General features: G+C 60.3%; 20 protein-coding genes and 3 pseudogenes. 14 read left to right on the top strand and 9 right to left on the bottom strand.

What is annotated here, in order from left to right; all coding sequences use genetic code 11:
• The first annotated feature begins 125 nt into the window (after positions 1–125).
• The gene (locus tag JJE66_RS30915; RefSeq protein ID WP_200518370.1) at positions 126–1409 is read left to right on the top strand and encodes an FAD-binding oxidoreductase; all 1284 of its coding nucleotides are present in this window, start codon (positions 126–128) and stop codon (positions 1407–1409) included.
• 381 nt (positions 1410–1790) lie between these two features.
• Here JJE66_RS30915 and groL read toward each other — a convergent pair whose 3' ends face one another.
• The 3 genes from groL to JJE66_RS30900 form a co-directional block, all read right to left on the bottom strand.
• On the bottom strand, positions 1791–3440 hold the full coding sequence (gene groL / locus JJE66_RS30910; protein WP_200298516.1) for a chaperonin GroEL: 1650 nt from the start codon (positions 3438–3440) through the stop codon (positions 1791–1793).
• Between the two features lie 89 nt (positions 3441–3529).
• Positions 3530–3844 carry a co-chaperone GroES gene (gene groES, locus JJE66_RS30905; RefSeq protein ID WP_200518368.1) on the bottom strand — a complete coding sequence of 105 codons (315 nt, stop codon included), beginning with the start codon at positions 3842–3844 and terminating at the stop codon, positions 3530–3532.
• A 772-nt stretch (positions 3845–4616) separates the two neighbouring features.
• Complete coding sequence (locus JJE66_RS30900) at positions 4617–4820, bottom strand: hypothetical protein (protein ID WP_200518367.1); 204 nt, start codon at positions 4818–4820, stop codon at positions 4617–4619.
• Between the two features lie 704 nt (positions 4821–5524).
• Between JJE66_RS30900 and JJE66_RS30895 the strand changes: the two genes are divergently transcribed.
• The 3 genes from JJE66_RS30895 (at position 5525) to JJE66_RS30885 (ending at position 11389) form a co-directional block, all read left to right on the top strand.
• Complete coding sequence (locus tag JJE66_RS30895; protein ID WP_200518366.1) at positions 5525–6655, top strand: glycoside hydrolase family 18 protein; 1131 nt, start codon at positions 5525–5527, stop codon at positions 6653–6655.
• Positions 6656–7421: 766 nt separating this feature from the next.
• Complete coding sequence (locus JJE66_RS30890) at positions 7422–9143, top strand: outer membrane beta-barrel protein (RefSeq protein ID WP_200518365.1); 1722 nt, start codon at positions 7422–7424, stop codon at positions 9141–9143.
• Positions 9144–9889: 746 nt separating this feature from the next.
• Positions 9890–11389, top strand: coding sequence for a S10 family peptidase (locus JJE66_RS30885; RefSeq protein WP_409362846.1), 1500 nt, complete (start codon positions 9890–9892; stop codon positions 11387–11389).
• On the opposite strand, the pseudogene JJE66_RS30880 reads toward JJE66_RS30885, so the two are convergent.
• A pseudogene (locus JJE66_RS30880) lies at positions 11388–11834 on the bottom strand (DDE-type integrase/transposase/recombinase); the annotation flags it as partial. The gene JJE66_RS30885 and the pseudogene JJE66_RS30880 overlap by 2 nt on opposite strands.
• Before the next feature lie 940 nt (positions 11835–12774).
• Between JJE66_RS30880 and JJE66_RS30875 the strand changes: the two are divergent.
• The 6 genes from JJE66_RS30875 to JJE66_RS30850 all read left to right on the top strand — a co-directional run bounded on the left by JJE66_RS30875 (position 12775) and on the right by JJE66_RS30850 (position 16956).
• Positions 12775–13848, top strand: a complete 1074-nt coding sequence (locus JJE66_RS30875) for an aromatic ring-hydroxylating dioxygenase subunit alpha (RefSeq protein ID WP_200518364.1) — start codon at positions 12775–12777, stop codon at positions 13846–13848.
• Between the two features lie 10 nt (positions 13849–13858).
• Positions 13859–14872 carry a PDR/VanB family oxidoreductase gene (locus JJE66_RS30870; protein WP_200518363.1) on the top strand — a complete coding sequence of 338 codons (1014 nt, stop codon included), beginning with the start codon at positions 13859–13861 and terminating at the stop codon, positions 14870–14872.
• 99 nt (positions 14873–14971) lie between these two features.
• A complete protein-coding gene (locus JJE66_RS30865) occupies positions 14972–15337 on the top strand; it encodes a hypothetical protein (RefSeq protein WP_246756599.1) in 366 nt (121 codons plus the stop codon).
• A 316-nt stretch (positions 15338–15653) separates the two neighbouring features.
• On the top strand, positions 15654–15971 hold the full coding sequence (locus JJE66_RS30860) for a hypothetical protein (RefSeq protein WP_200518362.1): 318 nt from the start codon (positions 15654–15656) through the stop codon (positions 15969–15971).
• Between the two features lie 49 nt (positions 15972–16020).
• Positions 16021–16287, top strand: coding sequence for a hypothetical protein (locus JJE66_RS30855; RefSeq protein WP_200298522.1), 267 nt, complete (start codon positions 16021–16023; stop codon positions 16285–16287).
• Between the two features lie 408 nt (positions 16288–16695).
• Positions 16696–16956 carry a DUF3551 domain-containing protein gene (locus tag JJE66_RS30850; RefSeq protein ID WP_200518360.1) on the top strand — a complete coding sequence of 87 codons (261 nt, stop codon included), beginning with the start codon at positions 16696–16698 and terminating at the stop codon, positions 16954–16956.
• Between the two features lie 364 nt (positions 16957–17320).
• On the opposite strand, the gene JJE66_RS30845 is transcribed toward JJE66_RS30850, so the two are convergent.
• Both JJE66_RS30845 and JJE66_RS38545 read right to left on the bottom strand, forming a co-directional pair.
• Positions 17321–17542, bottom strand: coding sequence for a nucleotidyl transferase AbiEii/AbiGii toxin family protein (locus tag JJE66_RS30845; protein WP_246756598.1), 222 nt, complete (start codon positions 17540–17542; stop codon positions 17321–17323).
• Positions 17543–17705: 163 nt separating this feature from the next.
• Complete coding sequence (locus tag JJE66_RS38545; RefSeq protein WP_283818530.1) at positions 17706–17837, bottom strand: hypothetical protein; 132 nt, start codon at positions 17835–17837, stop codon at positions 17706–17708.
• Between the two features lie 442 nt (positions 17838–18279).
• Here JJE66_RS38545 and JJE66_RS30840 point away from each other — a divergent pair, with 442 nt between their 5' ends.
• The 4 genes and pseudogenes from JJE66_RS30840 to JJE66_RS30825 form a co-directional block, all read left to right on the top strand.
• Entirely contained in the window at positions 18280–18465 is a 186-nt protein-coding gene (locus tag JJE66_RS30840; RefSeq protein ID WP_200495986.1) for a hypothetical protein, read from the top strand.
• A 36-nt stretch (positions 18466–18501) separates the two neighbouring features.
• Complete coding sequence (locus JJE66_RS30835) at positions 18502–18780, top strand: hypothetical protein (RefSeq protein ID WP_200495985.1); 279 nt, start codon at positions 18502–18504, stop codon at positions 18778–18780.
• Positions 18781–19060: 280 nt separating this feature from the next.
• Entirely contained in the window at positions 19061–21790 is a 2730-nt protein-coding gene (locus tag JJE66_RS30830; protein ID WP_311979978.1) for a Ulp1 family isopeptidase, read from the top strand.
• A gap of 184 nt (positions 21791–21974) precedes the next feature.
• A pseudogene (locus JJE66_RS30825) lies at positions 21975–22343 on the top strand (transposase); the annotation flags it as partial.
• A gap of 299 nt (positions 22344–22642) precedes the next feature.
• Here JJE66_RS30825 and JJE66_RS30820 read toward each other — a convergent pair.
• The 3 genes and pseudogenes from JJE66_RS30820 to JJE66_RS30810 form a co-directional block, all read right to left on the bottom strand.
• On the bottom strand, positions 22643–22930 hold the full coding sequence (locus JJE66_RS30820) for a hypothetical protein (RefSeq protein WP_200518359.1): 288 nt from the start codon (positions 22928–22930) through the stop codon (positions 22643–22645).
• A 56-nt stretch (positions 22931–22986) separates the two neighbouring features.
• Positions 22987–23972: pseudogene (locus tag JJE66_RS30815) on the bottom strand (transposase).
• Between the two features lie 313 nt (positions 23973–24285).
• A complete protein-coding gene (locus JJE66_RS30810; RefSeq protein ID WP_200518358.1) occupies positions 24286–24975 on the bottom strand; it encodes an IclR family transcriptional regulator in 690 nt (229 codons plus the stop codon).
• Positions 24976–25039: the final 64 nt, after the last annotated feature.

Genomic DNA, 25039 nt, shown 5'->3' with positions numbered 1-25039 from the left:
CCCACGAATTGTTCGCAGGCTTGCGCGATACTCCCGGAGTTCCTACGCTACGGCCGCGGAGCTCGGGACGGCTTGTCGGCGCGTTGCTGACGCGACGGACAATTGCAGCCGAGGGAGTTTGCCTGATGCAAGGGGATCCGAGATCGCACGGGCTCTGGGAACTGACGGCTCCGCATGAACCTCAGACCGCTCGTCTGGCTGGCGAGATGGACGTCGATGTCCTCGTCATCGGTGGCGGATATACCGGACTTTCGTCCGCTCTCCACCTTGCGGAAGGAGGAGCACGCGTCGCTGTCCTCGAGGCGTCTGAACTCGGTTTCGGCGGCTCCGGACGCAATGTCGGTCTCGTGAATGCCGGTATGTGGGTCATGCCGGACACTCTCGCAGCGACGCTGGGACGAACCCTTGGGGAGCGCCTGATCGATCTGCTCGGCCATGGGCCGCGGAAGGTGTTCGATCTTATTGCGCAACATGACATTGATTGCGAGCAGGAGCCCACGGGCACGCTGCACTGTGCAGTCGGACGCAGGGGATTGGAGGACATCAAGGCTCGTGCTGAACAATGGCAGCGACGTGGTGCGCCGGTCGAGATTCTCGGTGCCGAGGAGACGCGTCGGAGCATTGGCGGTGGCAACTACGCCGGTGCGCTGCTGGATAGGCGCGCTGGGACAATTCAGCCGCTAGCCTATGTTCGTGGTTTGGCTCGTGCGGCGCTTGCTGCGGGCGCGAAAATATTCACTCACAGTGCTGCTCTCAACGCCAACGACGGCGGCTCGCGCTGGAAGGTCAATACGACAGCCGGATCTGTGCGTGCAGATTGGGTGATTGTTGCCACCGATGCCTACGCGCGAGGACCCTGGTCGCAGGTCCGGCAGGAGCAGATCCAACTGCCTTACTTCAACTTTGCGACCCGACCTCTCCCGGATCATTTGAGGGCATCGATCCTGCCCGAACGCCAGGGAGCCTGGGATACGAAACAGGTGCTCAGTTCATTTCGATTCGACGGTGCAGGTCGGCTCGTTTATGGCAGCGTCGGTGCTCTTGAGCGGAGCAGTGCAGCAGTGCACAGGGCGTGGGCCATCCGTTCGCTTGGCAAGCTGTTTCCTCAGCTCTCCGACATCGAATTCGAGGCCGGTTGGTTCGGGACGATCGGTATGACCTCGGACAACCTACCCCGCTTTCACAAGTTGGACCGCAACGTAATTGGGTTCAATGGATACAACGGCCGCGGAATTGCGCCGGGCACTGTGTTCGGAGGCGTGCTCGCGTCCCATGTGCTAGGGCAGCTTGCGGACAAAGATCTTCCGCTTCCGATCGCGCCGGTGGAGGAGCCGCGCTTCCGCGCCACGCGGGAGGCGCTCTATCGGATCGGGGCGCAACTCGTTCATTTCACCGAAGCCCGGCTCTGACCGTCAGTTCTCGGTATCGCGAGCTCCACGCAAGGCGTATCCTTGCTTTTCGCCGACGGATTACAGTTCCGCCGGCCTCAGAGAGGGCTATTGCCCATCTCGCTCGATCGCTGACGTAGGATGCCGATCATATGTTCCAACTCGCCACACCGTATCATCTCAATCGATCTCTTTTTCGCTGAGCCACTGGCGTCCTTCATATGTTAGCACGCGATGAAAGTATTCGTCGCAGGCAGCCGGCGGCCCCATCGACTCGGCAGATGTTCGAGTCCGCTAAACAGGTTGATCTCCGCAGAGCTGTCGAACATGCTCGGCACACACCAAAAACCCCGGCATCGCTGCCGGGGTTTCGCATTTGCGCGGTTGGCCTTAACGGCTGGATCAGAAGTCCATCCCGCCCATGCCACCCATGCCGCCGCCCGGAGGCATCGCCGGACCGGCGCCGCCCTTCTTGGGCAGCTCGGCGACCATAGCTTCCGTGGTGATCAGCAGCGCAGCGACCGAGGCTGCATTCTGGATCGCGGTACGGACCACCTTGGTCGGGTCGATGATGCCCTTGGTGACAAGATTCCCGTATTCGCCGGTCTGCGAGTCGAAGCCATAGGCGTATTGATCCTTTTCGAGGATCTTGCCGACGATCACCGAGCCGTCTTCACCGGCGTTGATCGCGATCTGGCGGGCGGGCGCGGAGAGCGCCTTGCGCACGATCTCGACGCCGGTCTTCTGGTCGTCGTTCTTGGTGCGCAGGCCCTTGAGCTGCTCGGAGGCACGGAGCAGGGCGACGCCGCCGCCCGGGACGATGCCTTCCTCGACAGCCGCGCGGGTCGCATGCATCGCGTCATCAACGCGATCCTTGCGCTCCTTCACCTCGACCTCGGTCGCGCCGCCGACGCGGATCACCGCGACGCCGCCCGCGAGCTTGGCGAGACGCTCCTGGAGCTTCTCACGGTCGTAGTCCGAGGTGGTCTCCTCGATCTGCGCCTTGATCTGGGCCACGCGCGCCTCGATGTCGGTCTTCTTGCCGGCGCCGTTGACGATCGTGGTGTTCTCCTTGTCGATCATCACCTTCTTGGCGCGACCGAGCATGTTGAGCGTGACGTTCTCGAGCTTGATGCCGAGGTCTTCCGAGATCGCCTGGCCGCCGGTCAGGATCGCGATGTCCTGCAGCATGGCCTTGCGGCGATCGCCGAAGCCCGGCGCCTTGACGGCCGCGACCTTCAGACCACCGCGGAGGCGGTTCACGACCAGCGTCGCGAGCGCCTCACCTTCGACGTCCTCGGCGACGATGACCAGCGGCTTGCCGGTCTGCACCACGGCCTCGAGCAGCGGCAGCAGCTCGTTCAGCGAGGAGAGCTTCTTCTCGTTGATGAGGATGTAGGCGTCGTCCATCTCAACGCGCATCTTGTCGGCGTTGGTGACGAAGTAGGGCGAGATGTAGCCGCGGTCGAACTGCATGCCCTCGACGACGTCGAGCTCGGTCTCGAGCGACTTGGCTTCCTCGACGGTGATGACGCCCTCGTTGCCGACCTTCTTCATGGCGTCGGCGAGGAACTTGCCGATCTCCGCGTCACCGTTTGCCGAGATGGTGCCGACCTGAGAGATCTCGTCGTTCGAGGTGACCTTCTTGGTGTTCTTCTGCAGGTCCGCAACCACCGCATCGACGGCAAGGTCGATACCGCGCTTGAGGTCCATCGGATTCATGCCGGCGGCAACCGCCTTGGCGCCCTCACGGACGATGGCAGCCGCGAGCACGGTCGCGGTGGTGGTGCCGTCGCCGGCCGCGTCAGCGGACTTGGAGGCGACTTCGCGCACCATCTGCGCACCCATATTCTCGAACTTATCGTCGAGCTCGATATCCTTGGCGACGGTGACGCCGTCCTTGGTGATGCGGGGAGCACCGAACGACTTGTCGAGCACGACGTTGCGGCCCTTCGGACCGAGCGTGACCTTCACCGCGTTGTTGAGGATGTCGACGCCGCGCAGCATGCGGTCGCGGGCATCGACGCCGAATTTGACTTCTTTAGCTGACATATTGGTTTCCCTGAGTTGACTGGTCTCATCTCACCCTTGGCGAGGCGCCCGCAGGCGCTCCTCAGGGGTGAGCGGTGCGAGCGCTTGGATTAGGCGGCCTTCTTCTTGGCCGACGCGTCGGTGAGAACGCCCATGATGTCGCTCTCCTTCATGATCAGCAGCTCCTGGCCGTCGATCTTGACCTCGGTGCCGGACCACTTGCCGAACAGCACGCGGTCGCCGCCTTGGACGTCGATCGGGATCAGCTTGCCGCTCTCGTCGCGGCCGCCGGGGCCGACGGCGATCACTTCGCCCTGCGAGGGCTTTTCCTTGGCCGTATCGGGAATGATGATGCCGCCGGCGGTCTTCTCTTCTGCGTCGATGCGCTTGACCACGACGCGGTCGTGAAGCGGACGGAAGTTCATGCAGTCCTCCTAAGTAGTTGCTCGGGTTTGGATTTCAGAGTTGTTAGCAGTCGATGCCAGCGAGTGCTAACGCGGGCGGGGCTCAAATGGGGCTGGTCCTTTCCGGAAGCAAGGGTTTCTGGCAGAAAAATAGACGCCCGGAATATTCGGCTCTTCGGGGTGATGCCGCCGAAGAACCAGACCGGCGACCTGCCCTTGCTCCCCAGGATTTTTCCTCACTATTCTGCGCGGACTCGGACTCGTGATGGCGCCCTGGAGCACGCCGAGCTCGCGCCGGGTTCTGATGACGCCACCGAGAAGCTTGCAAAGGGCAGGCCAGTCGACTTCGAGGAGCTGCTGAGAACCCAGCGGCACTACCAATGTCCGCAATGTGAGAGCGCGCACCGGAGGCGCTGGCTCGATCTCGAGAGCCGCTGCCTGGTGCCGTTCACGTCGTTCTCCGGACACTACCGACGGCAAGAAGCTGCCGCGTCCGGTTCGCTACCAAGGAGAGCTGCTCTGTTCTCGCCTTCGCGAGATCTTTGGACCAACTGGACCGGCGTGTGCAAGGCCAAGCAAGGCGAGATCATCCCCGCCACATCTTCGCGCTTCTAACCTGCGAGCCGAACGCCGAGGTCGGCCGCGTCTCTGCGAAGGCAAAGGCGGTGATCCTGACGACGACCGCCGTGGCTCGCTGCTATGACGATTGCGGCCAGGTCAGCGGCTTCCTGCAACACGGCAGACGGGAGCGGTACTGGAATGTGTCGTTGGGCGACACGAAGAAGGCGAGAGATCAATTGAGAGGATCCGCCGGACGCTCGGCGAAACCAGGTGAACCGGGCAAGCTCGAATCCGATCCCGCAGGTGCCTCCGCGGCGAGCCTTTCGACTTGTTCGACGAGCTCGGACCGGGTGCGTTGATCGCGTAACCGGAGAAAAGCGCGGATCAGCCGAAGTCCCTGCAGATCACTTTGCGTTGGAGACGCGTCGTCGTTCATTTTCGAGCTCCCTAGCTTTCTGTAGGTGGTCCTAGTTACAACTGTAAGAATGCTCCTCATCTCGCTTTGGTTGAAACATGAATCCTACCGAGGGATTCCGCTCAGACCTGAAAGCAAGTTCACACTGTCCGGAGCCGGTGCGGGCAAGATGCGCGCCACCGTTTTCCCCTTCATAGCATTCCATCCTGTCGCAGAGACGGTGAAGCGAAGCGCAATTCAGCGACTAGAGCAGCCGTCGCTGCTGTCCATACGTTCCAACGATTCCGGTTGTGCGGCTTTCGACAAATTCGGATCGGATAACGCGGCCGATGTCAGCCAAGAAACGGCCAGAAGCCAGCCACAGAAGAGCTGTTACAGCTTCCATACCTCGTCTAAGATGTATCGCCTTGCTCCAAAGCATTCAACTTCGTCGTACCTTCGCCATTTCGCGGGCCGAATCCTTCGCGCAGCGAACACGGCTCTCGATGAAGGTTGCCGCAATAAAGTCGCAACGTTGGTGAAACGAAAGCCGGCAGTGCCACGCATATCGAAGGCTCGCTGAGATGATCGCGTCAGCGGTTGGCACAGGATACAATCAGACAGAGAGTATAAGGTCGTAGGCCGTGGCAATTAATCGTCGAACCTTTGCTGCAGCCGGGTTTTCTACGCTCGTGTGCGGATACGCAATGATGCAGCAGGGGCGGACCACGCCGTCCAGGAGGCCAGTGGTCGCCGGCTATGTCGCCCCGTGGAAAGCCCGGACGGGCGGTCCAAACATCAAGACGATCCCGACGCGCGCGCTGACCCACTTGATGTACGCGTTCGGCACCGTTTCGGCAGAAGGACGGGCTGCACTTGCGGATCGTTGCCTCGACGCAGGAGCCTGCGACGGAACCGCGCCCTCGCCCCCGTTCGGCGGAAATTTCGCCCAACTCGCCGAATTGAAGCGGAGCAGTCCAGAGCTTCGCATCCTGATTTCGTTGGGCGGTTGGAGCGGGTCGAAATATTTCTCGGCCGCCGCTGCCACGCCGATGTCGCGCGCGCGGTTCGCACAATCCGTTATCGAGGCGTTCTTTCGCCCGTATTCTGGTTTGTTCGATGGTGTGGATGTGGATTGGGAGTTTCCCGTCTCAGGAGGACGTCCAGGAAATCTGGCGCGCCTCGAGGACCGTACGAATTTCACGCTCCTGATTGCGGAGCTTCGCCGAAGACTCATTGAGTTTTCCGCATTGGAGCGCAGGGAGCTCGAGCTCACCATTGCCGTATCTGCCGCCCCCAATAAGATTGTCAATCTGGATGCGGCCGCTCTGGCCCCGCTGGTCGACCGGATCCATCTGATGGCTTACGACTATCATGCGGGCTCGGCTTTTGCCGGCTTCAATGCCCCGCTGTTCGCCTGTGCCGGCGATCCAAATCCCGATCTCAATGTCGATGCAAGTGTGAATGCCTTGATCCGGGCCGGGATGCCGCCGGGCAAGGTCACACTCGGCGTCGCCTTCTATGGCCGAGCTGTGGCAGGCGTTCCGCAGGAGAATGCGGGACTGTTGCAAGCAGGGACGAGGGCGAGCGAGCAGTGGGGAGGGAGCGATGGCATCGATTATCGCGATCTCGTTGCCAGGCGACCGGAAGAGCGGGGCTTTCGCCGCTATTGGAGTGATGAGGCGCAGGTGCCGTGGCTCTATGACGCCGAACGGCGGATATGGATCAGCTACGACGATCCGCTCTCCATCGCACGCAAGACGATGTACGCATGCGCCCATGGACTCGCCGGGATCATGATCTGGGACCTGTTCGCCGACGACGGTTCGCTGCTGCTCGCGGCGCTCCACATGCTTCCTGCGCGAAGATTCGATTAGAAGGTCGTCATCACGTCGCTTTGAAGCGCGTGATCCGTGCGCCTCGAGCGAAATCATCCGCGAAACGCGTTCGATGCGGTGAAATCAGAGCCACGTCGGGTTGAAAACGGCGATGTCGGAAATCTGACAAACGGCAGCGCCGTTCCTGACGCATGCTGGCGGCAATACAGGTTTTTCGTCATGATGCGACGTGCGCACCGGATCCCATCCGGTTGATCGCGAGGCCGGACGACTCTTCGCGACGCCCGACGCAAAGGCTTGAGCAACGCTGACCTAAGCCTTGTCTGTGTATCGGTGCGGGGTCCCGATCCCGATCGCCGCCATAAATCAGTGATCCATGCGACCATGGAAGGATATGCCTCAGTGCCGATCCACACGTGGGTCCCTGGAGTGAAGACGCTGGTCTTGCCAGCCGGCCCCGTTCCTTATTCCGCGGGCATCGGCAGAGTTGCGGTGAATGCTCTATTGGCCTGCTTCAGATGCGCCTCACGATCAAGCGGTCGGCGATGGCAACTTAGATTGTGAGTCTTGAGACAAATGTCAGCAACTTGACGCTACACACCATTACGAAGTGCCTGCCGCACAGCCGAATTCAATTGGCTCGCGGTTTGCTTTGCTTACGCCATCATTGCCAATCGCAAGCGGTGATTTTCCGGGCGTACTACGGCGCGCGTCGCAAGCCTGTGGTCTGGCCCCGTCGGTTTGCTGTGGCGACAAGTTAAAGCGCTTGGTTGTGGACGGCGCAAAATGCAGGGAAGTGTTTGGAATGCGATCTGGAGTTCTTCTTTCGGGAATCGCAACATTTGCGCTCGTCGCAAGCGGTGCAGCCAATGCGGTAGATCTTTGGCCAGACGTGAAATTGCCAGCGGCAGTGTGGAGCTGGTCCGGAGGCTATATTGGCGGGCACGTCGGCGGTGGGTACGGACGAACCTCATTCAGCAATCCCTACGGTCCCTCAATCTATGGCGGCGTGGTTGACACCCCAGTGTTCCTCGCAGGTGGTCAGATAGGCTTTAATTGGCAGAAGAACAGCTGGGTTTTTGGCGTCGAGCTCGATGCCAGCGGTGTTGTCTCCGAGGGCACAAATACCTGCCTCGCCGCCTCCGGCTTTGTTGTGAGCGCAAACTGCAAGGCAGGTCCCAACGTCTTTGCGACCGGGACCGGCCGGGTCGGTTACACCTTTGGCCCGCATGGCCGCACGCTGGCCTATCTCAAGGGAGGCGTGGCTTGGCAAAACAATCGTGGCGATGTCGTCAACAACAACGAGTTCAATGGCCGCGGGAGTCAAGAGAACACCAGTTTCGACTATGGTCGGGTCGGTGGCATCATCGGGCTGGGCGTCGAGCAAGCGCTGACGTCTGCATGGTCGCTCAAGGTCGAATATGACTACCTGCATTTCGGTGGGCCGAGTATCGTAACGCCTCCGACGGTGCAGTTTCCGCCGTTCGCAATCCTTCCGGCGAATACAACGAGCCTGTCTAGCAGCTATCACATCGGAACGATCGGTCTAAATTACCATTTTGAGGCCGACCCTTGGGGTGCGCATCGGTCCGATGCGCCGTTGTTCACGAAAGCAACGGGCAGCGTGCCGCCGACGACTGACACAGCCGGTTGGTCGTTCGAAGGCGGCTCCCGGCTCTGGCTCAGCCGCGGACGATTCCAATGGAATTTGCCTAATCAAATCCCTGCTGGAGATCCTGACATTCTTGTATCGAGGATCACCCACCACGGTCTCAACGGACTTTCCGGGGAATTGTTTGGCCGTCTTGACAGCCCGTGGGGAGTGTTTCTGAAGAGCAACGTTGGCATCGGTCGTTTCGACAAAGGAAGCACCAACGATGAAGATTGGGGCACCCAAGGAAACCATCCCAGCCTCTCCTACATTAACACGAAAGCAGGCCAGGCAAACGGGAGGTTCAGCTATTACACCGCCGACGTAGGTTACGATCTCCTGCGCGGCGTCGACTACAAGGTCGGCGGCTTTATCGGCTGGACCTACTACGAACAGAGCTCCGACTACATCGGATGTGTACAGATTGCTAACCCGATGGGTCCATGCTCGCGGCCGGATTCAGATGGTGACGACACGGTCGCTGGAAGCCAGAATTCCCAGTGGAATGCACCTCGTGTCGGCCTAAGCGCCGAAACCAGGCTCACCGAGCGTTGGCGTTTGAGCGCCGACGTCGCTTACCTGCCTTGGACCGATTTCAACGGACGTGACCATCACCTTGCGCGACCGCCGACCACATTCCTTGATCAACGCGGGAGCGGAGGCGGGGGTGTCCAACTCGAAGGCGTGTTGTCCTACTTCATTACCAAGAACTTCAGCGTCGGCGTCGGCGCGCGCTATTGGGCCATGTGGACCAAAAAAGACAGCGAAGTGATATGCACAGGCTGTGATGGCCCGGGAACCACTGAGACTGTGTTTTCGAAGTTCAGCGCAGAGCGCTGGGGCACGTTCTTTCAAGCCTCTTATAGGCTCGATTGAAAGGTCACAGCTCCAAACGGAACGCGGCTTGGTTGAACTCCGGGCCTGCAACAACGCCCCTGGAAACCGGATGAGCTCCGAACAAGCCGTCTGTCATCATCGCGCAACTTGTCCGGCAGGCTTTAAGCAGTGTCAGGCCCAAGTCACTGCTCCAAGTCCGATCGAAGGCAGGGCTGATTTATGAAGCTGCAGCATGGCATTGGAGTTTGTTCGCCTCGCTGGCTGTGCGCTGCACCTGGCAGGGCCCCGGCGGATCGACGCCCGCATCGCCGAATAGTGCGCGCCCAATCGAGTTCTGGCGTGGAAGGGCCTTTCTCAATCGTGCGGATCGCTCGCGCCAGATGATCTCGCCGCACCTGCACCTCAAAATCAACGGAGCTGAGCAGATCGATCGTTCTCTTGTTGCCGGCGCGCACGCGTCTCCGAATCTTGTCGAAGCCAATGAATACGCCGCCGATCTGCGGCGAGCACCCTCGATGCCTGCTAGAATTAGTAGGTTCCCCGCTCTTAGCGAAGTGAGTAGAGCCATTTTGCGAGACACGCGTCGTGCAACAAGGCCAGACCCACGTAAATAAATGCTTGTTAGTTCGGCCTGTCCCTGAACGCGAACCCAAACTGGCCACTAGGCCGGCCCACTGCTTTTGCGCGATAACGCGAAGTACGGCCGGGATAGCAGAATCTCGATCCAGTTGGGTTTTGACCCCGCTGCGCCGCATCTCTGTTGCACTGGCCCTGGTTGGCTGCCCGTGACGGGAAGCGCCGGGGGCGACGATCCCGCCTCGTGCCACGACACCACGGCGAAGGCCAGTGGCACGGACGCGCGCAGCGCTGGCACGCCAAGTCCCCTATCGTCCATCGAGCATCGCCTGCCGCCAAATTCTACCACCCCTCAGACGCTCGAGCTGCCCGGGCGAACGCTTGGTTTCATCGCGACTGCGGGCTCGATCCGCGTGTTCGGCGACAAGGGCGAGCCGCAGGCGGACATCGCCTACACCTCCTATCAGCTCGGCGGCACAGATCGTGCCAAGCGTCCAGTCACATTCCTCTTCAATGGCGGCCCGGGCGCCGCCTCGGCTTGGCTGCGATATGGCAGCGCCGGGCCATGGCGGTTGCCGATCGATGCGGAGTTCGTCACGCCGTCGGTGTCGCCGGAGATCAGGCCCAACGCCGAGACCTGGCTGGATTTTACCGACCTCGTCTTCATTGATCCCGTCGGCACCGGCTATAGCCGTTTCGTAGCGACGGACGACGATGTGAGCAAGCAATTCTATTCAGTCGATGGCGATGCCTGTTCAATCGCGCTGGTGATCCGCCGCTGGCTCGAGAGGCACGAGCGGCTCTCCTCGCCGAAATATGTCGCGGGCGAAAGCTATGGCGGCATTCGCGGACCGAAGGTCGTGCGCAATCTGCAGATGCGGCAGGGCGTCGGGGTGAAGGGTCTGATCTTGATCTCGCCGCTGTTCGACTACAGCGAGTTCACAGGCAGGAGCCTTCTGAAATATGTTGCGACGCTGCCAAGCTATGTCGCGGTGGCCCGTGAAGCCAAGGGCGAGGGCAAGGGAGAGGTCAGTCGAGCCGACATCGCCGACGTGGAAGATTACGCACGTGGCGAATTCCTAGCCGACCTCGTCAAGGGCAAGGCCGACAAGGAGGCCACAAGCCGTCTCGCCGACAAGGTTGCCGCCTTGATCGGCATAGACCGGGCCGTCAGCCGACGGCTTGCCGGGCGCCTTGACGTCAGCGAATTCTGCCGCGAGTTCGATCGCGAGAGGGGCAACGTGACCGGCCGTTATGACGCATCCCTGCGCGGCCTTGATCCCTATCCGGATTCCGATGTCCACCGCTTCGGCGACCCCTCGGCAGATGGGCTGCGGGCGCCGCTGACGAGCGCCGCAGTCGACGTCCTGATCCGCAAGCTCAACTGGCGGCCGGACGGCTCATATGAACTGGCCAACAGCGCGGCAATTGGGGCGCGGGATTTCGGCCACGGCAGCTCTCCAGAATCGCTCTCGGACCTGCGCCAGATCCTTGCGACGGACGCGACAGTGAATGTGCTGGTTGGACATGGCCTTTTCGATATTGCGACGCCCTATTTCGGCTCGAAGATGGCGCTCGATCAGTTGCCGCGCTTTGCCTCGGCACCGCGAGTCAAACTCGTGGTCTATCCGGGCGGACACATGTTCTATTCACGCGACTCCTCGCGCCGTGCCTTTCGCGCAGAGATCGAAGCGATCATGAAGTACTAACATACCTAGCTGCCGCGGACATCGTAGCGCCATATGAAGGGAGCTGTCCGTGATCATGACGCGCGGCGGCGTGCCGGCGGATTTCAAGGGCTTCTTCATGAGCCGCTGCTCCGCGCGCGAGTCTCTTCGGCGCTGGATCAGGACGGCGAGAACAAAGCCCCTGGTCGACAGCGCGCCAAGAGCCATCGTTTGCCCACGATCGAGATAGGGGCTTGGTCCAGGTGCCATTTGTCGCCGCGAGCGGGAGCGCGCTGGCGGATCCGATCGGAGAGGCCTTGCCGAATTGCCGTCCCCACTGGCGCTCGGTTTCATGAGTCAGGCGAAGGCCACGCGCCGCCTGCTCGACCATGCGCAGCTAAGTTAAACCGGAATACCCCCAACGCATCGCTGATCGCTTCCGGTCGGAAGCGATGGCGGCGATAAAGAGAGCCCCGGCCGTCGGCATGCCGGTCACCACGCCCTCGGCCGGTCCAATTCATTGGCTTGACCGTGCAAGGGTGCGGCTGACCCGCAGCGCGCTCGCCGTCATAATCAAGACGTGGCGGCCGCACGCATCGAAGACAGCTCTCGTGCTCAAGAACGAGCACGTTTGGCCCGCAGGGCCACACGCTGGCCTATCTCAAGGGAGGCGTGGCTTGGCAAACAATCGCGGCGATGTCGTCAACAACAACGAGTTTAGAACACGCGCCGCAGGATGAAAGCCTGAGGACGTGTCCCTTGTACCCCTTTGCTGCGCATCTGTGCTCACTATCTCGCGGCGGAATTGATCGATCAGAACGGCAACTTCCAAAGGAAGTGGAGAAAGCAACTTGGTCCGCTGACAGACATCGCAATTAGAGACACCTGCTTCTCGGACCCTGCGAAATGGAACCCCTAGCGGCTCGCTGCAAATTTCCTGTCTTGGCTGCGCCGTACAACCACGGGCGAGTGCAGACGGATCGATGGCTTTCCCTTACGCGATAGGTTGATAACCGAATATCGGGCTGCCCAAATATGATCCGAAATTGGCTTCTGATCGAATTGAAAAATGAGGCGAAAGCACATCATGTGACCTTAGTCGAACGATGCGCCGCCCTGCTGCGGTTCTAATTGAGATCGAGCAGTTCGAAAAGGACGCGGCCTCTGGCGCTCTGCTCTACATCGCCGTGCCTTTAAGATGAGCACGAAATAACTTGAACCTGACGTAGCATCAGGTTGTAGCCTTGGCGTCGCCTGCAGCTCATTGAGAAACCAATTCGAGCGGCGTGGCTATTGTCAGCGCTTGTCATTTGAGGGTGATGAGTGATCGCCGAGGAACATCTCATGCCAGGGTGGCAAGGCGCAGGCTATTGGAGTGGGCTTAGATAAGCTCGCGACCATCGACCCGACCAGGGAGAGACGTTACCATGAACGCATCAAAGCCTTTTCCGCTCAACGCCTGGTACGCTGCTGCATGGTGCCACGAAATCGGCCGCGAGCTTTCCGCCCGCATCATCTGCGGCAAGAACGTCGTGCTCTACCGGCTCACCGACGGGGTGATCGCCGCGCTGGAGGATGCCTGCTGGCACCGGCTGCTGCCGCTGTCGCTCGGACATCTCAAGGGCGATGAGGTCATGTGTGGCTATCACGGGCTGGTCTTCAATTCGGCCGGCCGCTGCACCTACATGCCCGCGCAGAAGACGATCAATCCGTCAGCCTGCGTGCGCGCCTATCCGGTCGTCGAGCGGCATCGCCTGGTCTGGCTGTGGCCCGGTGACCCCGCGCTGGCGGACCCTGCCACAATTCCGGATTTTCACCGGAACGACGGCACGCAATGGGTCGGCGAGGGGGGCACGTTCTATCGGTTGAAATGCGACTATCGCCTTGTGATCGACAATCTCATGGACCTCACACACGAGACGTATGTTCACGCCGGCAGCATCGGCGACGAGGCGATCACGGCCGCGCCCTTCGATGTGACCCATACCGACGACACGGCGACGATGACGCGCTGGATGATCGACATCGAGCCGCCCCCGTTCTGGGCGCGCCAGCTCGGACGGCCGGGCCGTGTCGATCGCTGGCAAATCGTGACGTTCCAGGCACCATCGGTCGTCGTCGGCGACGTCGGCGTGGCGCTGACAGGTACGGGCGCGCCGCAAGGCGACCGCTCGCACGGCGCCAACGGCGCGTTCTTGGCGGCGATCACCCCCGAGACCGAGATGACATGCCACTATTTCTGGAACTTCGTCCGAAATTATCGCAGGGATGATGCGCAATTGACGAAAGAGCTCCAGCTCGCCCACGTCAATGGCGGAGCGGGCGTCTACGATCAGGATCACAGGATACTGGAGGCGCAGCAGGCCGCGATTGACAAGAACCCGCGTTCGCCCTTCTACGATCTCAACATCGATGCGGGCTCGCTCTGGGCGCGGCGGCTGATCGACCGGATGCTGGCCGACGAACAAGCCCGCGTGATCGCAAATGTTGCGGCCGAGTGAGCGAAAGGTCATGACCAAGCCGATCGAATGGGCAGCCGCGCGCCTTCGCGCCACGCGCGAGCTTACGCCTGACGTCCGTCTCTTCGAGATCGAGCCGGACCGCGCATTCGTCACCGCAACGCCCGGCAGTCACATCGACGTCGTTGTGCCTATTGACGGCCGGCCGCAGCTTCGCAGCTATTCACTGATAGGACCTTGTCCGGACGGACTCTATCGCATCGCCGTCAAGCGGCTCGCGTCCAGCCGGGGCGGGTCTATCGGCATGTGGCGCCTCAAGGTGGGCGAACGGCTTACGATCTCCGCGCCGAGCAACAGCTTCGAATTGAGCTACGGCCGGCCGGAATATCTGCTGCTCGCCGGCGGCATCGGCATCACGCCGATCTACACAATGGCACTGGCGCTGAAGCAAGCGGGCGCGAATTTTCGCCTGCTCTATGCCGCACGCAGCCGCGGCGACTTGGCTCTCGCAGACGAGCTAGCCCGTGACATCGGCGAACGGCTCCAGATCTTCGTCGGTGAAGAGGGACAGCGCATCGACATCGCCGGCGAGATCGCCCAACTCGATCGGCGCGGCGAGCTTTATGTGTGTGGCCCGTTCGGCATGTTGGAGGCGACCAGGCGCCTGTGGTGCGAAGCAGGCAGGCCCCTGGCGCACCTCCGCTACGAGACCTTTGGCAATGCTGGCAACTTTGCGGACGTGCCGTTCAAGATTAGGATTCCCCGGCTGGGTCTCGAAGTCGAGGTCCCCGCCAACCGCTCCATGCTGGATGCGCTTGAAGATGCAGGCGTCGACATGATCTTCGGTTGCCGACGCGGGGAATGTGGGCTGTGCGTCCTGCCGATTCTGGAGGCGTCGGCCCCGGTCGATCATCGCGACGTGTTCTTCAGCAGCGAGGAGCAGGCGACGAACGAGAAGCTGTGCACCTGCGTGTCGCGCGCGGTCAGCGGTTGCATTACCATCGATACGCCCGATCGTCTGCCGACCCAGCGTCATTCCTCGGCGTCCCTATCGTGCAGAGGTTGAGCAACGTGTAGTCATGCTGTGGACCGGCGTAGCCACGGTGAATTCACGGCCGAGCGACCCTATGTCAGCCAGGAGGAAGCCCTATTCAAATCGCGCCGCGTGATCACCGCGGAAGGATTGACACCAGGTCTTGGCTTCCAAGTCGCAACTGCGATTTCCATTCGTGATATTCGACTCGAATTGACCGACTTCATCGGCCGGCTCGCGGCTGCAGGGGCCTGGTCGCTCAACAATACCCGCAGCTATGCCGATACGTGGGGCAGGTTGATGAATATCCCGGCCAGGGTCCCGCTGCATTGGCTCGCGCGCGCAAAGGTGCGCATTGCGCCTATCGACGACAGTGTGACCAGGGATGAACAGAGCACGATCGACCTCTACTTCCGCTGGGGCCTCATCAAGCGAAAGCTTGATGCCGAGGATCTCGTCGACCGCTCCTTCTCGGACGCAGTCGCCAAAGGCTTGTGAGACCACCGCCGCTCGCGCTGGCCTTTGGGTGCAGGTCTCTGTTCGAGTCGAATCCTCCCAGTCATGCGAACCGCGCCTGAAAAACGCACCCTTTCGACGCCCCGCTCAAACCACCAATCTATTTTGCCGTCGCGTGCGCTGCGGAATGCCCCACCGCACAGATGATGTAATTGTCCTCGATGCGCCTGTACAATCACACAATTCGTCGTTTCAAGATGCCACCGGCTCGGAAACCGGGTTTCATGTATCATCACCGGACGTTCATCCCGGCATCTTGCGGCGCGTGACATAGCTGATCGGCCGCCACAAGACCGTTGTGACCCTTGATACAGGCCGCTCGGAGCAGTTGGCGCCGATTGCAGGGTTATATGACAGGGAGAAATCTCTGCGAGCCCTTCCCCGACGGAAACAGCATCGGCCTGCATTAAGCGTGCTGAACGGTATAACTAGGAAGCCAGATGTTTCGGCTCTAGAATTGTTGCCTCAGGCTTTTGACTGCGCTTTTGGCGATGAGCATTTTGAGCGCGGAAGGCCATCGTCGATCATTATTGCCGGTTGGCCTTTTAACGAGAAGCAGATGCTGGTTGGGGTGGCCTATCTGGCAATTGGCGTCTGCGTCACGGTCGCAGCCTAGCTTGTGACGAACTGCTTCATCTAGCAAGCCGTATTGCATGGGGGCGTCAATGCATGATTGGAAGAGCGAGCTCGATGCGCTGGTCGCTGAAACCGCGGCATTCGCTAGATCGCTGAAGGTGGATATCTCGCGGCCTCAGCCGAACGAAGCCGTCGAGCAGGGTACCTCCAGCGGGCCTGACTATGGCGGCAGCGAACGCGATGAGATCAAGAAGCGGGTCGAGAGTTTCAAAGCGCATCAAGAGCGCTTCATGCGCGAGCGCGAGGAATATGCCGATTCCTTGATGCGACGGATCAAGCCGATCACGAAACGCTAGAGAACTCGTTGGAAGTTCAGGAGCCCCATAGAGCCGTTAAGCCATACAGGTCACGCGACGCGGACTCTCAAACCTGACGAGGGGCGAACTTTCCGCCCATTTCGGTCGCCGGTAAGCTCACCGTATGCTTCGCGGTCGACCGAACTATTCGGGACCGCGAAGTTCTCAAGCCTGATCGATTGTTCGGTTGCAGGTTTCCACCGGACATCTACCCCATCGCGCTGGAAAAGTGCCTTTTTTCTACGAACAGCACGAGTTCTGCTCCGAGCTCGGGGTGCCACTACGGTCGAGCTTCTTTGGAGGCGATCGCGGGACGCACTGCGATCGGGTCGTTGCCATTGACTAGGATCAAAACACCAAGTGAGAATCTTATATCTTCACCAAGACTAAAATGAGGCTAGAGGTCTCATGCCCAATCTTCCGACCATTGGTGTGCTTGCACTTACCATTCTCGTCGACTTGGGATACCCTTCGATCGCCGCTCCGCGGGGGCACATTCCCCCGGCTCGGCAGGACATTTATTGTCTGCAGGGACGTACCTGGGGATATCCGGGCAATTGCCAGTTCTCGACCTATGACCAGTGCATGGCCACTGCATCCGGCACTTACGCTTATTGCGGTATAAACCCCATCTACGCCTTTCACCGGCACGAAGGACAGGTGCACTGACGCGTGATCGTCAAGCGTGATCCAGGCTTCCTTCGGATTGACCCGTCACGCGAGTCAAGAGTTGGTGGACGCCCGGTCGGACGCCCATCCTGCGATGCGTTCGCGGATCTAGTCTGCCGCGTCCTAGCGCGACAACGATCGGGAGGCTCCATTAAGAAGCAGCATGACTCGCCTTTCCCGATTGCCTACGATGATTTCCAATCCTGGAGCATGCAGCAACATCTGACCGCTCGGGCCAGGGGTCTTTGGTCGAAAATATTGTGAAGCGGCTCAGTCTCCACGGGCTGGACGGCCCGATCGTCGCGGAGTTGGAGCCGTTGATGCCAACCGCAGTGGGCGACCATCGCGCAGCCTCTCCGGGATTTTAGTACTTGCCCTCGGCGCTATTATGGTTCTTGCCGGCTTTTACGTCCTGGCCGGGAAACGGTTCGATCAGAATATCGATATCTTCCCAGAACCGGTTGATGACCTGGTGCCCCTTGGAGAGGAGCGTGCCGCCTTTGAGTTGGAAGATAAAGCCGAGCTCATCAAGCCCAATAGAGGCAGTGCATGATCCAGTAGTCTTGTTCGACCAAGGCCGGATCAATGCCCTTCTCTTACGCCACAATCCGGATCAGATCCGCAAACTGCGGGTGATTGTGGAGGAAGTCACGCGGCATGCAATTCGCTTGTTCGCAGCGCGCTCGAAGAACTTCTTGGCGCGCTCGCTGCCGTACGCTCGCACCACACGACTAAGCGCTTCTGATCAGTCACGGCGGCGTGCTCGGCCACGCGCTTGAGAACCTCGTTCTTTCCTCGGCAAGCTGATCGACGTTGTTGACGAGATCGACCAGCAGGAATTCCTTCGTCAGCGACTTGGGGACGCCCGGGCGCATCGCCAAACAGGTGGTAGACTCCCAAATCCATCAACTGATGCCGTGCAATTGGATGCCGCTCGACCGCTGCCCCTATGTGCTGCAGTCGACCAGCCCGCATCCGACACAGTCATCCTTGCATCGCGGCTTGCAAGACCGCGGCATTGGGCGATTGCAGGGGACCAAGGCCCCAAAAAAGCCGATGAAGAAGTTCAAGGCCGATCGGCATTTTCAATATCGGCATCGCCGAGCTTCAGACCGCCGAAGGCAAGGCCACCGCTAATTCGCGGTAGATCGCACCGGTAAGTTCGTCTTCGTGCAACGTCCAAGAGGACGGGCAGGACCTTCGGCCTTCCTGGAAGCTCTGGAACCGTCCTACAAAGATGCTCAAGGGTCTCGCTGATAATGGGATGCAGTTCACTTTCCTGCCGCGCTATGCGGGCGGACTGACGGCCAAATACAGAGGCATATGTTGGATCTGCTCTGCTCTGCCGAGAAAAGGTATCAACAGCGGCGTATCAAGGTCGAACATCATGGCGGCGCGTCTCAACGACATCGCCATGCGCCGATAGGGCTGCAAGGCATTCCCACGATTGCCAAATCACAGCTCATTGTGAAACTGACTCGTCAGCTTCTTGAAAGCTATGCCTCCTAGCATAAGAACATCTAGGCGAACCCGCGGAGCGCTGACATGGACCCGTTTCACGATCTGGACCGAAATGTCCCGATGTACAATTCCATGCTGCACGAGCAGCAAGCGTGGCAAGCGGAGTGTGAGCAGAAACTAAACGAGGATCCGCAATCCGATGGCGCGAAGCCTCCCAGCATGGCAAACCAGAATCCCTCCGATGCAGAGGCTGACCTCGTTCGCGCCGTCCGTGAAGAAGCTCTCGCTAGCGGCCCGTCGAAGAGAACGGTTTCGAGCTATATTGCCGCGCTCGTTCAGTTCTCTGATTTGATCAAGCCTTAGCATCACGGTCGGCTGGTTAGGCATACTAACGAGTTGCGTGCCGATGGTGGCGATGTCGTGCTAGGTCACTGAAAAGTGCGCGGTCGCTTAAGTCCGAGACTCCGCGCTGAGATCTGCTGTCGCCAGACGGCGTATGTGAGAAATGCTCGAGCTCGTGGTGCGCGCCACGACCGCACTCGTGTTCTGTTCGCCCTCGGCTTACGGTTAGAGCCCTTGTAGCCAGGGGCGTCGAGTTAGCTCAGGGGCAGCTATCAAATCTTGCTCATCTAAGGAGAGCGATGTGGAGCCGAACTATAACGATCCGAACTATTGGACCCGCTGGTACGCTGAGCAGCATGAGCTGCAGCGTGCGAGGGAAGAATCGGACGACATGCCAGCGAATCAAACTGGCTTTGAGCAACAGCTGACAAATCTGCAGCTCAGTTCGCCCGAGGAGAGTTCATCTGACCGGAGTTCGCCCGATATTCGACCCACCGAGCCGCATGAAATTGTCACGCGTACTGAATGGATGCGAACGCCGCCTCGATTCAACCTCCGCGACGATGCCTTCGGCAGCATGCGCCGTAGCGTAGACGTGCCTCGCGCTTACCCTGGCGGTTCGGCGGCGGGTGAATCCTACCTTGATTTGCGCGACAGGCCGTTCAAAAGCACGCGCTATACAGCACCGTCCGAACCGGAGCCCGCGGCCCAGACGAAGGACCGCAAAAGCCGCGGTTTGTGGTCGCGTGTCAAGTCTGGGGTCGGAAATGCCTTCGGGGGAAACCGTCGCAACAAGTCGTCCGGCACCGCGGCGCCCGACGAGGTCCATAAAGAGCTTCGCATGGATTTCGTAAAACGTGGTCGTCCGCCTGGCGAGATATATCCCGAAGACGAGCAATGCATTTCGCAGTTCGGCGAGGCAGTCCGAGACTACGAAATTTTACCCGACGGTAGCATTGGCCGAGGGGACGGAAGGGTTCCCGAGGGTACGATCAGGCCCAATTTAGCGCATATTAGAAGGTTTGCTCGTTGGCTCCGAGCAGAGGACAGGAATCCGCTGGCTTCTCGGCTCTTTAACGATCCAGAGTCACTAGCCGCTGACATAGAGGACTACAGGGCAAGCGGTGGGGACGATGACGACCGTCTCAAGTCGGCTCTGTCTCATCTCCGGAGGATCGCGCCTGAAGGGCGAGAACTCCAAGCCGTCGGCCCCGGCCCCCGCCTGATGGGGCTAGGAATCCACCATCCTTATCCCGACGACGCCCGCATTATCGATGGTCTGGCCAACGAAGAGTTGAGCACGCTCGGACCCGACTCGACTTACCAGAACCGTCGTCGTGTCACGTGGAATGCCAGCGCGCGACGCCGGTTCAGTGACTGGCTGCGAAGGGAGGGTAGAGGGAGCATAGCCAGCCGGCTCAACGGCAGTGATCAGCAGCAACGCTCGTTGAAGAACGATTACAGGGACTTTACCAAGACTGTGGGAAAAGCAGACATGAATCTAGATCGGCTTCGGCAGTACCTAGGCACCGAGTCCGAAGTGAAGGAGCTTCATCCTTATCCCGACGACGCCCTCATCATCGATGGTCTGGTCAACGAAGAGCTGAGCAAGCTCGGAGCAGGCTCGGCTACCCAAAGGAGAGTTGCCACAAATACAGCCCGCCATCAACGAAGGTTCAGTGATTGGCTTCAGACAAGGGGTAGGGAGAGCATAGCAAGCCGACTTAACGGCGATGACGAGCAGAAATGGTCGTTGAAAAAAGACTACCAGGACTTCAGCGAAGCCGTGGGAAAACGCTCCGTGGCACTCAAGCGGCTTGGGCAGTACCTACAAGTCGTTCAGGCGAACGCCGCTTTTGGGGAAGCCAGGGAACAAGCAAGTGGGGCGGGACCGGCCGATCCCGACACCCCCTCGCGGTCGGATCAACCCGCCGGGTCCGAGCCAACCCGGCCGCCGCAGCATGTTGATCAACCTATCCAAGACCGCAGCGGAGCCTCACTTGGTGCGACGCAGTGGCTGGGAGACGAGCATATTCACCGGGACTACGGGCTCCTGGCGCAGGAATTGCTGCAGAGCAATCCGGATCTTGCCATCCGCACGCGGTTCGTGGATCCCCTCATAGCCACTCAGTTGCTCCACTTCGAAGCGAGCGATGCGCTACGCGCGTTCCATCGCATCGTTAATGATCGGACGACTGGTTACGATACAGCCGATTTCCTGTTCTTGCCTGTGAACGACGCCAGCCCGGCGGATCTCAATCGCCGCGGTAACCATTGGTCACTGCTATTCGTTGATCGTCGGGACCGCTCAGGGCCCCTTGCCTATCACTATGATTCCGCGGGGAGGCACAACGAATCGCTTGCAAATCAGCTCGCAGCTAGGCTCGGCGCTCACTTTGAGTCCGCCCTCATGGCCCAGCAGCGAAACGGTCGGGATTGCGGCGTATACGTCTTGGATGGCACACGGGCGCTGGTCTCACGATTAGCAGAAGGGTTGTGGCCAGCCGCGGTCCCCCTCGACAGCCTTGTCATCGATCGAGAGCAACTCCGACGACGTCTGAGCGCCGCTCCCAGCGAACCGCGAGCGGCAGCTGCAGCCGATCGACCGGGGCCCTCGATACGAAGCGTCGATTCGGCAGAGTTTTGGCATGGAGTGGACCAAGCCGGCCAGCCTCCCTCCGATAGCTGGAATACTGCGAGCTTCTGGCGGGATGTGCCGATACCCGACCATTCGCCCGTACAAAGCGTCGATCAGCCAAGCCCATCATGGGAACAAAGCGTCGGGGAATCGATTTTCGGCGCGAGACAGTACATGCCGCCGCCCGTGCAAGACTTAGGAGGGTTCGTCCCTTCAACCTGGCAGCACCGCAATCAACGCGCGCCGGAAAACCTCATGCGCGGGATGCACTGGTACAATGTGCTGCCGAGCGCGGGCCGCCCCCAGACCAACTTCACAATCCATGGTGTGCTATACACGGCCACTTTGGGGCCATCAGGCAAGCAGAACGACATCCACGTTTTCCAGCAATAGGAGCGAGTAATAGATGCCTATGGTGGTGACAAAGGAGGGTCGTGTCCCCAGTGATGGTGTAGCTCAGCAAATCAATGCCGCCCGGTACGCGTGCGCCGTAGCGCGCGGGTGGCTTTGCGGTGGTCACCGGCGGTTCGCCGGCAGGATCGACTTGCGACATGCCAACGCAACCGAGGAACCATCGATGAGCGACGATATGCCGAACCTGCGCACGTTCGTGGAGAAGTCCCCCAATGCCGATCTGTTGCGTGAGATGATCGGCTTTGCGGGCCAGCGTCTGATCGAACTGGAAATCCACGGCCAGAGCGAGGCTGCCCACGGCGAGAGCAGCGCCCAGCGCCTGGCCCAACGCAACGGCTGCCGCGACCGGATCTGGGAGACCCGCATCGGCGCCGTCGAACTTCGCATTCCCAACCTGCGCAAAGGGTCCTACTTCCCCGGCTTCCTGGAGCCGCGCCGCATGGCCGAGAAGGCGCTCACCGCCGCAGTGCAGGAATCCAATGTGCAAGGCGTCTTGACCCGCTCGGTGGACGATCTGGTGCAGGCCATGGGCAATGAATGATGTAGCGCCGATGATTGGGTACTAAACTCTCTTTTTCCGTGGATTCACACCCGGCACTCGGGAAATGGCTCCCGTCGTTTCTTCGATCTGCAGCGCGGAGAGAGTGTCACAACCGCGTTGAAGATAACGCAATTCTCGCACCTGCTTAAAGCAAAACTGACCGTCTGACCTACAGGCGGAAGATGGAATTTTACCTAGCGAGTACGTGCAGTTTCCAACGGCAAACTTCGCATCATCACGTTGCTGGCAAATGATGCGTACCGCTATGATCTAGCAGGCTGTTGAAGAACTCAGCCGCGTTCGCAAACGAAGCCTGAATCGTCGCCATTGTGCATGTAGAACTGGCCGACGAGCCTGCCCGCGGTGCCGATCATAGCCCATCCGCGACCGCAGGCAGGATCACTCTCGTCGTGTCCTTCCCACGAGAACTCCGCGCAGGCCGATCCGTCCCGCGTGCTGTAGCGAACGTCGAGAAAGCCTTTTAGCGCGCCGAAGGCGATTTCACCATCGGACTTGCCCTTGAAGGTGAGATGCGCCTCTTCGACGAGATCGAGGAAGTCGCTGTCCCACTTGTCCATTTCGACGATGCGTCAGCGGCCCGCAAAGGCCTTGGCGAAGCCGGGAACCTTGGCCATCAGCCGGCCTCCGCTATCAGCTTCGGCAGCCGCACCAGATTGTAGGCGGCGGCAGCGAAGGTAAAGCCCATCCCATGCGATCACGGCCACGGAAGCTCGTCTTCTCTTGCCCGGCGATCGTGTTCATCCAGCCGAATGCCTCCTCGATGCGCTTGCGGATTCGTTGGTTGACGGCATAGCGGCCGTGCCGGGTTGTTCGCCCATTGATCGCAGAGCTGCGGCCCCTGATCTTCTGTGGAACGTGCGGTGTCACGTTCATCGAGCGCAGCTCGTTGATGAAGCGTTCTGCGTCATAGACTTTGTCGGCACCAAGCGTGATCGCTGTCGGCCGGTCGGCCCGATGAAGCACAGCTTCGTCTCCTTGCCTTTATCCCTGCGGTAGAGCCTGGCATCCGGATCAGAGGTCGAGGCATGGGTGTCGTTCGAGCGTTTCTGGCCATGGAGGTTCGCTTCCGCATTGCGACCGCCGCGCTGAGCCGGCGGCTCGCCAGAACCGTCCTTCGGCTTGATGCTCTTCGTCGAGGCCCCAGGCCTCGATCAGCGTGCCGTCGAGCGAGAAGTGATCGCTCGATAGAAGCTTCTTCACCTTGGGCTGCGCCAGCACGGCCACCAGGAACTTGGCCCCGATGTCGCCTTCCAGCAGCCGGTCGCGGTTCTTCGAGAACACCGAATGGCCCCAGACGGCGTCGTCGACGCCGATCCCGACGAACCAGCGGAACAGCAAATCGTATTCCAGCCGCTCCATCAGAAGCCGCTCCGAGCAGATCGAATAAAACACCTGCAACAGCATCGCCCGCACCAGCCTCTCCGGCGGGACCGACGGCCGTCCAATCGGCGAATGGAGCGCGGAAAACTCGCGTTCCAGCGTCGACAGCACCTCGTTCACAATGGTCCGGATCGCTCGCAGCGGATGATCGCGCCGTACCCGCGCCCCGAGCTCAACGTAGCTGAACAGCTCGCCGGTTCGATAGTCGCCGCCACGCACGCCCGTCTCCGAATCTCGTCGGAGACAATGAATCACGGTCGCAGGTCGGCGGCGAGCAGCTTTTTCAACAGCATGCTAGGGCTTACATGGGCCGCATGAGGCCTCCACGATGCTGCACGATGATAACGACGAAGCTCCCGACCGTCGTCGTTCCCAAAAATTTGGTTTTAGAACGTGCCTGCCGCGGATCAGTCTTTTCCAAATAGAACCCGCTTGACGCCTGCTTTGGAAGAGCGAGCCTCACTCGCATTCGGTTTCCGGGATTAGAATCCACCTCGCTCGGGGCAGATGGCGCAGGCGGGCGCTTCGGTCGTCATTCTTCGCTCGCAGGCAGCAAACCCGCCAAGGCCTTCGCTTCTGACTTCAGAGCATTGACTGCGGTCTTGCGCGCGTCAGCATCGAACCGCGTTCTGATCGCTGACAGTGAGAGGGCTCCCCTCAGTTTGCCATGCACGTCGACCAGGGGCACGGCTGCAGCAGCAACCTCCGGATCCCGCTCGCCGATCGAAACGTAAAAGCCGCGATCGCGGATCTTCTTCTCCGCCGGATCAGATGAGTCGCGGTAGGCGGTGAGAACCCGGCCAGCGGCGCCGCGATCGATAGGCAACCGCTGACCCTCTTCAAGGTGGTGTCGAACCGAACGTGGAGAATTGACGCGGTAAAGACAGATGCGTTCATCGCCATCCGCGACATAGAAGGACGCGGTTTCCCCGGTTGCTTCGACCAGTCGGCGGAGCGCCGGCCGGATCACTTCACCGAGGTCCAGGCCGCGTTGATAGAGCGCGCCGAGCCGCCACAGCTCCGGTCCCGGCCGAAACAACCGGTCCGGGCCCCGAACCAGGAAACCGTCGGCTTCCAGCGAAGCGGCCAGCCGCAGCACCGTGCTCTTATAGAGGTCGGTTGCGTCAGCAATTTCGGTGAGCGTCATCGCGGTGCGTTCCGCGCCGAAGGCTTTCAGGATCGCGAGAGCCCTGCCAACGGCGTCAACGCCAGTCTTGCCCATATCTGCTCCAGTTCTATGCAATAGAACTCATATCGTTGATGCAAGGTGAAATCCATCTTTATCG

The organism is Bradyrhizobium diazoefficiens, assembly GCF_016612535.1.
Taxonomy (GTDB): Bacteria; Pseudomonadota; Alphaproteobacteria; order Rhizobiales; family Xanthobacteraceae; genus Bradyrhizobium; species Bradyrhizobium diazoefficiens_C.
Note: the sequence above shows the minus strand (reverse complement) of the source record. Positions and strands in the feature narration are given on the sequence as shown.